Source organism: Nostoc sp. (assembly GCF_036917095.1).
Classification (GTDB): domain Bacteria; phylum Cyanobacteriota; class Cyanobacteriia; order Cyanobacteriales; family Nostocaceae; genus Nostoc.
In genome coordinates this window covers 23773-31730 of record NZ_JBALFH010000059.1, presented here as the reverse complement: position 1 = coordinate 31730, position 7958 = coordinate 23773, and the positions used below count along the sequence as shown (strand labels likewise).

5 protein-coding genes are annotated in these 7958 nt (G+C 39.2%); 4 read left to right on the top strand and 1 reads right to left on the bottom strand.

The features are described from left to right. Positions 1 to 199: 199 nt before the first annotated feature. The 4 genes from V7L01_RS34470 to V7L01_RS34455 all read left to right on the top strand — a co-directional run bounded on the left by V7L01_RS34470 (position 200) and on the right by V7L01_RS34455 (position 7017). A complete protein-coding gene (locus V7L01_RS34470) occupies positions 200 to 463 on the top strand; it encodes an HNH endonuclease (RefSeq protein ID WP_335042836.1) in 264 nt (87 codons plus the stop codon). A 116-nt stretch (positions 464 to 579) separates the two neighbouring features. Next, positions 580 to 1275, top strand: a complete 696-nt coding sequence (locus tag V7L01_RS34465) for a hypothetical protein (RefSeq protein WP_335042835.1) — start codon at positions 580 to 582, stop codon at positions 1273 to 1275. Then, entirely contained in the window at positions 1272 to 2030 is a 759-nt protein-coding gene (locus V7L01_RS34460) for a DUF1822 family protein (RefSeq protein WP_335042833.1), read from the top strand. The genes V7L01_RS34465 and V7L01_RS34460 overlap by 4 nt, the downstream gene beginning before the upstream one ends. Positions 2031 to 2085: 55 nt before the next feature. Beyond that, a complete protein-coding gene (locus V7L01_RS34455; RefSeq protein ID WP_335042831.1) occupies positions 2086 to 7017 on the top strand; it encodes a CHAT domain-containing protein in 4932 nt (1643 codons plus the stop codon). Between the two features lie 166 nt (positions 7018 to 7183). On the opposite strand, the gene V7L01_RS34450 is transcribed toward V7L01_RS34455, so the two are convergent. After that, positions 7184 to 7873, bottom strand: a complete 690-nt coding sequence (locus V7L01_RS34450) for a hypothetical protein (RefSeq protein WP_335042829.1) — start codon at positions 7871 to 7873, stop codon at positions 7184 to 7186. Between the last annotated feature and the right edge of the window lie 85 nt (positions 7874 to 7958).

The following is a 7958-nucleotide window of genomic DNA, read 5'->3' as shown; positions in this document are numbered from 1 at the left end:
TTTAATAATACTTGCTTATACGTGTTTGTTTATTGATGATGCCTGCGGTGTGCGTAGCGATCGCCTTTTTGGAAAAACTTTTTGGTTTACTGATAGTTTCTGCTTTTTGCAACGCAATCAAAAACTCTGCGTCATTTTTTAGTACTGCCCTGTTAAACAAGTGAACACCTTCAAACCTTGATACTCAGGCAGTTAAATTATGGCTAATATGTCTCCAGCCTCTAGGCGTAGCAAGAGACACCAATTATTACAAATGTATGGAAACCGTTGTTGCTGGTGTAGCAAGCAAATGACCAAATCTGAAAGAACCATTGAACACTTAGTTCCCAAGAGTCTGGGCGGCTCTAATAGTCTCTCGAATTTGCGTTTGGCTTGTTTCACTTGTAATAATTCCCGTGGGAACAGTCTATTACCTCCACAAAATAGAAAGACTTTTGAACTTACAAATAGAACTTATGAATAGCATTTAGTGAATTTTGTTAAAAGATGCTTCCGATAAATTCTGGATATCGTTGGTGTAAGCATCTGGCTAAATGAGATAATGTCTATCATCAAAACCACACCTTTGAAAAAAATGGCATGGATGATTTAGATCAACGGTTGAATACCTTAATTACAGAGGTACGTCAACAACCACCTAACAGCATAAAATGGCGATTTGCCATGAATCGGTTACTACTAGAAATTCAGCAACTCCCAGGATTAGCCAAATCTTCTCATCCAGACTATCCAGCAGCCCTAAACCGTACTTTAGAGTATATCAGTCTTAATCTTGCCAAATTTGATCTGAATTCTCCCTCAGTTTCCGAAAGCTTTTTGAAGTGGATCAATAGCTACCTTGGTTGGCGAATTAGAGATTTGTACTCTCCTGATAAAGATGCTCCACTCAGTTTAGATGCTCCCATAGCCTCAGACTTTGGGGAAATAACTCTGCTGGATAATCTACCCAATTCTACTTTGAGTGGTTTAGATAATTTAATTGAAAACTCTCAAAGAAAAACTACGCAACGGATTGGTCTAGAATTAGAGCTTTACATTGAGCAAGATCCCGAAGGTAAGCTCAAAAATAGTTATTCTGGTTCTTCTGTTCAATGTAATTGTCAATTCCTCAGCCAGAGACGTGCACTCAAAGAACCACCTGACAAAATTGCAGATATAGCACGAGAGTTGAGCATTCCTTATACAACCGTCAATTCGCATTGGAAGAGAAAATGCGAACCAATACTTCAAAAAATTGTCGAAGATTTAGGATATAAACAGGAGCAATCGTTATGAACAGCACAACTTCCCTCTTGTTAATGGTTCCGCTAGATTTAGAAATTCATTCTAGAGCAAGACATTTAGCCGCTCAACAAAGCACAGTAGAAAAAGGTAAGCGAGTTTATTTGAATGCGTTAGCAGTTTACGCAGTTCATAGCTATTTAAAATGGTTGCAAATACCAACAGATTTCAATTCATCAGATTCTTGGAATCCAGTTAAAGCAGCTTTATCAAATTTAGCTGATTTGGTAATTCCAAATGTGGGAACATTAGAATGCCGTCCAGTTTTACCCCAAGAAACTGTCATTTTATTACCAGATACTATAGAAAATAGGATTGGTTATGTAGCTATACAGTTTCAGGAAAGCCTAGATTCAGTGCAGCTATTAGGATTTGCACCGGCCGTTGATGAAGTGAATCCGCCTGCACAGCTAGCAGTGTCAGAACTCCAGCCGATTGAGTCTCTCCTACAGCAAATTACTCGTCTTGAAGTTGCGATCGCATTTCTGCAAACTGATGACTCGGTGGCAGTACAAGTACGGTCTGTATTAGACAACAAACCTTTATCAGAGATTGTGGCACAGTTTGAGCTTCTTTACCGAACTGGCGATGAATTTGAGTGGCGATACGCCGGAGGGGAAATATTAGCTGGAGATACTCGCGCTGTTGGTGCTACTCGTGAAGCAATTCAGCAAGATGATAGCGAATTACAAGATTTAGCCGAAATGCTATTGGAGAAGTTAGCAGAAATTTGGGGAGATGTTACGTAGTTTTTGTGGGAATGGGTAACATACTTTTAATAAGCCTGCCTTGAAGTGTCTAAGAATGGAACAACGTAGCGAAGATTATTTCAGACTAATTCACCAGTTGCTGACTTGTCGTGATGGAGAAGAGCCAAAGATTTTGATGGCACATCCTGACTTAATTGATGATGGGTTAGTGAAAGCGATAAAACAAGTGGCTAACATGATGGCACAGCAAGGAAACCAGAACTTCGCTGATTATTTAATCCATCTTGCCAAGCATCTGCCCAATGCACCATTTTTTAAAAGTGTTACCACTGCGACAAATGCCACCAACAATGCACCATCGAGAGCCAACTCTCTAAATATTCCTCCTCTTTTAGATCAGATATTCCAGACAATTATAGAAAGCAAAAGTAACCCGCAAATTGTTTACAGTTTGTTGCAAGCAAACAGAGACAAACTCGATGATAACTTTGTTCAGCAGGTTCGTAACTGGGCTTTTTCTACTTTGCCGAATGCTAAACCAGAAGTAGCACAGGTGCTGGCAACACTAATCAGTGAGTTTAGCAATCTGATCGGGCAATTTACGTTGGGTAATAGGGCTATCAACTTAGAGATTACGATTACAGGCTACGAAGTTGCTACTACAATTTTTACCCGTGAAGCGTTTTCACAAAAATGGGCAGAAATTCAATTAAATTTAGCACCAGCTTACCGTCACAGGATTAAAGGCGATCGCGCCGATAACTTGGAAAAAGGAATTGCAGCTTGTCTGGGAGCTTTGGAAGTTATTACTCGCGAGTCTCTTCCTAAACAATGGGCGACGATTCAAAATAATCTCGGACTTCTTTATACTGACAGAATTACAGGAGACAAAGCCGAAAATATCGAAAAGTCAATTTCTTGCTATGAAACTGCTTTAAAAGTTGTTAACCGCGCTCAACTTCCTGAACTTTGGGGAATGCTCCAAAATAATTTGGGGAATGCATACCTTTGTAGAATTCAAGGTGATAAGGCACAGAATTTAGAAAAGGCGATCGCTTGTTATCAAGTCGCCCTACAAGTGCGTACCCGTTCGGCATCGCCCTATTATTGGGCTAGCAGCCAACATAACCTTGCCAATGCCTACACTCAAAGAATTCTGGGTAATAAACAAAAGAATCTAGAAAAGGCGATTTCGGCATATATTAACGCCTTAGAAATTTACACCGTTTCTGATTATCCTGAACGATGGGCAGGAACTAAAAGCAGTCTGGGAAATGCTTATTGGGAAACAGATAAATTTACTGAAGCGCTTGACTGTCTTCGTGCTGCTTTGCAAGTCTTCACTCCCACCGATTTTCCCAGAGATTGCATACAAACTGGATTGAGTTTAGGTAAGACAGCTTTGGCTGCTGGTATGAAAGCAGAAGCTTTTGAAGGTTATGCGATCGCCATTGAAGCTGTTGAACAAAGCCGTCATTGGGCTGGAATTTCTCAGAAACAAGAAATTCCCGAAGAGATATTTGCCTACACAAATATGGTGGTCTTTTGTATCACCAATGGGGAACGAGATAAAGCCAGGGAATATGCAGAACGTTCTGGTTTTCAACATCTTTTAACTTTTTTGGATACTGATGAATTTCAGCAAATTTACTCAAATTCCCAATTCCTCGGACAGGTATTACAAGTAACTGCTGAAAGCAATGGAGAATCGCAAGCTGTATATCAAATACTAGAAAATAACCTGAATAAATTAGATGAACAATTTGTTCAACACTTACAAAAGCTTGAGGATGTTTTCGGGCACATACCATCAGGGCAAGCTATTCAAATTGCTGCAACTATTTTAAGTTTTAGTAATCTGATTCAACAGTTTCCACAAGGCGATAAAGCAATTAACTTAAAAATTGCTGCTACAGGTTATGAAGTAGCTGCTACCGTTTTTACCAAAAAAGATTTTCCTGAACAATGGGAAAACATTCAAAATACTATTCGGGAAATATTGCAGATTCAGTTATTTGAAGCATTAGAACCATTATTAGAAAACCAAGAAAAACCTAAAAGTTTATATCCGTTACTGGAAGCCAATAAACATAAACTCGATGAACGTTTTGCGGAGGTATGGCGATTAACAACAACAACTATTCTGTCTGAAGCGTCGCCAGAGTATGCAAAATTTATTGCTGTAAGTCTTGTAGGTTTGAGTCTTCAGATTAAAGAATTTCGACAGGGTAATGAGGTGAATAATTTAGAGATTGCTATTACAGGGTATGAAATGGCTTCTAAAATTTTGACTTATGAAGCTTTCCCAGAAGTATGGGGTATGTGTCAATTCTGGTTGGGCAATGTTTACCACCGTCGAATAAAAGGTGAGCAAGCAGAAAACCTGGAGAAATCCCTTTCTTACTTAAACAATGCTTTACAATTCTGTAACCGTGAAAAGTTTCCTGAAGAATGGGCAGAAATTCAAATTAATTTGCTTATTGCTTATGGTAATAGGATTCGTGGCGATCAAGTAGAGAATGCAGAACTAGCAATCAAGGCTGGTGAAACTGCGATGCAGGTTTTCACTCGCGATCAATCTCCTGAAGGATGGGGAAAAATCCAAAATAATTTAGGTATTGTTTACCGCGATCGCATTACAGGTGACAAAGCTGAGAATTTAGAAAAAGCGATCGCTTGTTATCAAAATGCCCTTTCCATTCGTACTCGTGAAGACTTCCCAGAACTTTGGGCACAAACTCAAATGAATCTGGCATCTGTCTATCGCTATATAGCGTTTCCCGACCTAGTGACGTACACCCGTAAGGGCACGGCAGTGCCGTGCCCCTACATCTTGCGATATAATTTTGTACCTCATCTGAATGAGAACCGCTATAGTAATGCAGCAGAAAATGTGGAAAAGGCGATCGCTGCTAATCAATCTGCTTTACAAGTCTACACAAAAGCAGCTTTTCCCACAAATTGGGCAGAAGTACACATGAATTTGGCTAATGCCTATCTTCACCGAATTCATGGGGATAGGAGCGAAAATTTAGAAAAGGCGATCGCTGCTCATAAATCTGCTTTACAAGTCTTCACCAAAGATGAATCTCCCCGACAATGGGCGATGACTCATCTGAATTTAGGAAATGTCTTCTTAAAACAACAGCAAATAGAAGCAGCAATTACCTCTTATCGTTCAGCTTTAAAAATCTTCACTCCCACCGCTTTTCCTGACGAATGCCTAAAAGTAGGAGAAATGTTAGGAAAAACTGCTTTTAACATTGGTGATTGGGCTGAAGCTATTAGGGGTTATAGTGTGGCGATTGAAGCTGTAGAAACTAGTCGCATTTGGGTAAATTCCGAGTCACGCCGTCAAGAAATTTTAGAGAATTCTCTCCATGTTTATGAAAATATGGTGCAAGCTTGTATTAATAATAAACAACTGAATAAAGCTGTTGAATATGTCGAACGTTCTCGCTCAAAACGACTCGTAGATTTAATGGCAAGTAATGACCTTTATTCAGATGGTGAAATTCCTGCTGAAATTCAACAGTATTTACAAGATTTTGAAGCTATACAACGGCAAATTGATAATGAACTAAGACACCATTATAATAGCAGTAACTTGGATGGTAATAAACTCGGTAAAAGCCCACATAGTCGGGCTGCTATCGAAGCTTATAACGAAACTATTGCAGATTTGGAAGCTGAAAAACAGCAAATTTGGGAACAAATGCGCCGTCTAGATCCTGTTCTGGCTGGTCAAATTAAAGTAAGTCCTATGAATTTGTCATCGATACAGCAGCTAATTAAAGTACCTACAACAGCTATTCTGAGCTTTTATACTACCTCGAATCACACCCATATCTTTATCATCCGGCAGAATCAAATTACTTTGCACACTTGTACGGAATTGGGATTTGAAACTTTACAATCATCGATTTTCACTCACTGGTTAGGGCAATATGTTCATCACAAAGATACTTGGAAAGAGCAATTTATTTTTTTAATAGCAGAACTAGCTGAAGTCTTAAAGTTAAATGATTTAATTGCACAACATCTAAAAAATATTGATGAATTGATTCTTGTTCCTCATCTAGCATTACATCTAATTCCTTTTGCTGCTTTACCAATAGCATCAAGTCAATATCTGGGAGATAAATTTTTAATTCGTTACGTTCCTAGCTGCCAAATTTTAGAATTTTGTCACAACCGTCCCTCAGTCAGTAGTCTTATGAACTACGGTATTGTTGAAGATGCTACTGAAGATTTACCCTACGCTAGTTGGGAAGGAGAACAACTAGCAAATTTGTATAATATTCCTGATAATCAACGTTTAAAAGGTAGTCAAGAAGCTAGTGTCAGCAACTATCGTCAACTGATACAAAAAGTTCAAGTAATTCATTCTAGTCATCATGCGCGTTCGCGGCTCGATAATCCTCTTGAATCAGCATTAATTTTAGGAGATGGCTGTATTACATTAAGTCAGTTATTAATGCCAAGTTGGCGCACTCCTCAGTTAGAAGATGTATTTCTATCTTGCTGCGAAACTGGTTTAGGTGTGACTGAAATAACCGACGATATTCTCACTCTTTCAACAGGTTTTCTTTGTGCTGGCGCTAGAAGTGTTATCAGTACACTCTGGGCAGTAGATGACTTGGCAACAGCACTATTTTCACTATTTTACTATCAATTCCGACATCAGGGAAACAAACGACTTCAATCAATTAGACAAGCTCAATTTGAACTGCGTACCCTTACAGGTGAAACTCTTACCACCATTTACAAACCTAAGTTAAGTTCTTTTTTGACGCAGAAAGGTAAGGAAACCTACACGCTGCGTAAAAAAACTCAAGAAGAACGGGATATTCATCCACAAGATTCTCAAATGTATCAGCAACGCAATGAAGAATATAAAAAGTATGCCCAAATCGGCAACCGAATTTATGACGCAAAAAAAGATTTGGAATCTTTTTGTGGAGAGTCTAAACCTTTCTCTCACCCTTATTATTGGGCAGCTTTCACCTGTTCCGGGTTAAATTGATAACTGCAATCTCTGTTTATGAATTTATGATTTCTGACTCTAAAATACTCGCCTGCAAAGTTTGACATACTTTTCTTCAGTTACCATCGCACTCATGCGCTAAGAGCGATCGCATTAACAGCGCCAATCAGTGTAAATTCAGAAATTCTTGAAAATAATAAAAATACTAACTTGCCGGATGATATAATCCCGTATTTTCGTTAAATTCCCACCCCATACCCGATTTATCCTTGCCCTTGCACCATGCCACAAAAAGCGGTGGGTGCAGCTTAATTCGCTGTTCGCGTACAGTTTCTTGACTTACACCAAGTCTTGAAGCTAAACCTTCTTCGCTTAATGGTTGCATTCGGGGAGTATGCACTTTGAATGATGAATTGTTGTTGTACGATTTATTGCCCCGCTTTTGTTGATTGTTGAGATGATTTTGAATTTTAATAATCGCCTCGGTAAACTGTGTCATTCGGGCTGTTATCCCCTCAATTTTTTCTGATAAATCGGCGAGATTATGGATTGCTCCGGTTTCGTTGCTAGATTCACTTGAAAACTGTGACTCCAGCTTATCAAGTCGTGAGCAAATAGCTAATATCGTTTCATTCGTAGCACTGCCGTTACTATTGTTACCAGCAACTAAGTACTCCTCAACACTTGCCTTAATCTTAGAGTCCAAGCGTTTATCTAAATTATCGCCACCAATTGCATCAAGGTTATCTATATCATCTAGGTAGAGTTCGATAAATTGGGTCAGCGTGGCTGTTGCCGTCGTCCCTTTCGACTTACAACGGGCGATAAACTGCTCCCACATCTTTTGGTCGCAGTTAAAAGATGCCAGTTTCTTGTTTTTCCCTGTTTGGCTCATGTCTAGGTAATGTCTAGGTAAATCTGGACTCTCCGCGACTGAGTGAGCGTGTCATCCATCTTGATAACTACCTTGACACTATCAT

Excerpts from the sequence above, each read along its gene's own strand:
- V7L01_RS34470 (WP_335042836.1), top strand. The coding sequence starts at position 200 with ATGGCTAATATGTCTCCAGCCTCTAGGCGTAGCAAGAGACACCAATTA.
- V7L01_RS34465 (WP_335042835.1), top strand. The coding sequence starts at position 580 with ATGGATGATTTAGATCAACGGTTGAATACCTTAATTACAGAGGTACGT.
- V7L01_RS34460 (WP_335042833.1), top strand. The coding sequence starts at position 1,272 with ATGAACAGCACAACTTCCCTCTTGTTAATGGTTCCGCTAGATTTAGAA.
- V7L01_RS34455 (WP_335042831.1), top strand. The coding sequence starts at position 2,086 with ATGGAACAACGTAGCGAAGATTATTTCAGACTAATTCACCAGTTGCTG.
- V7L01_RS34450 (WP_335042829.1), bottom strand. The coding sequence starts at position 7,873 with ATGAGCCAAACAGGGAAAAACAAGAAACTGGCATCTTTTAACTGCGAC.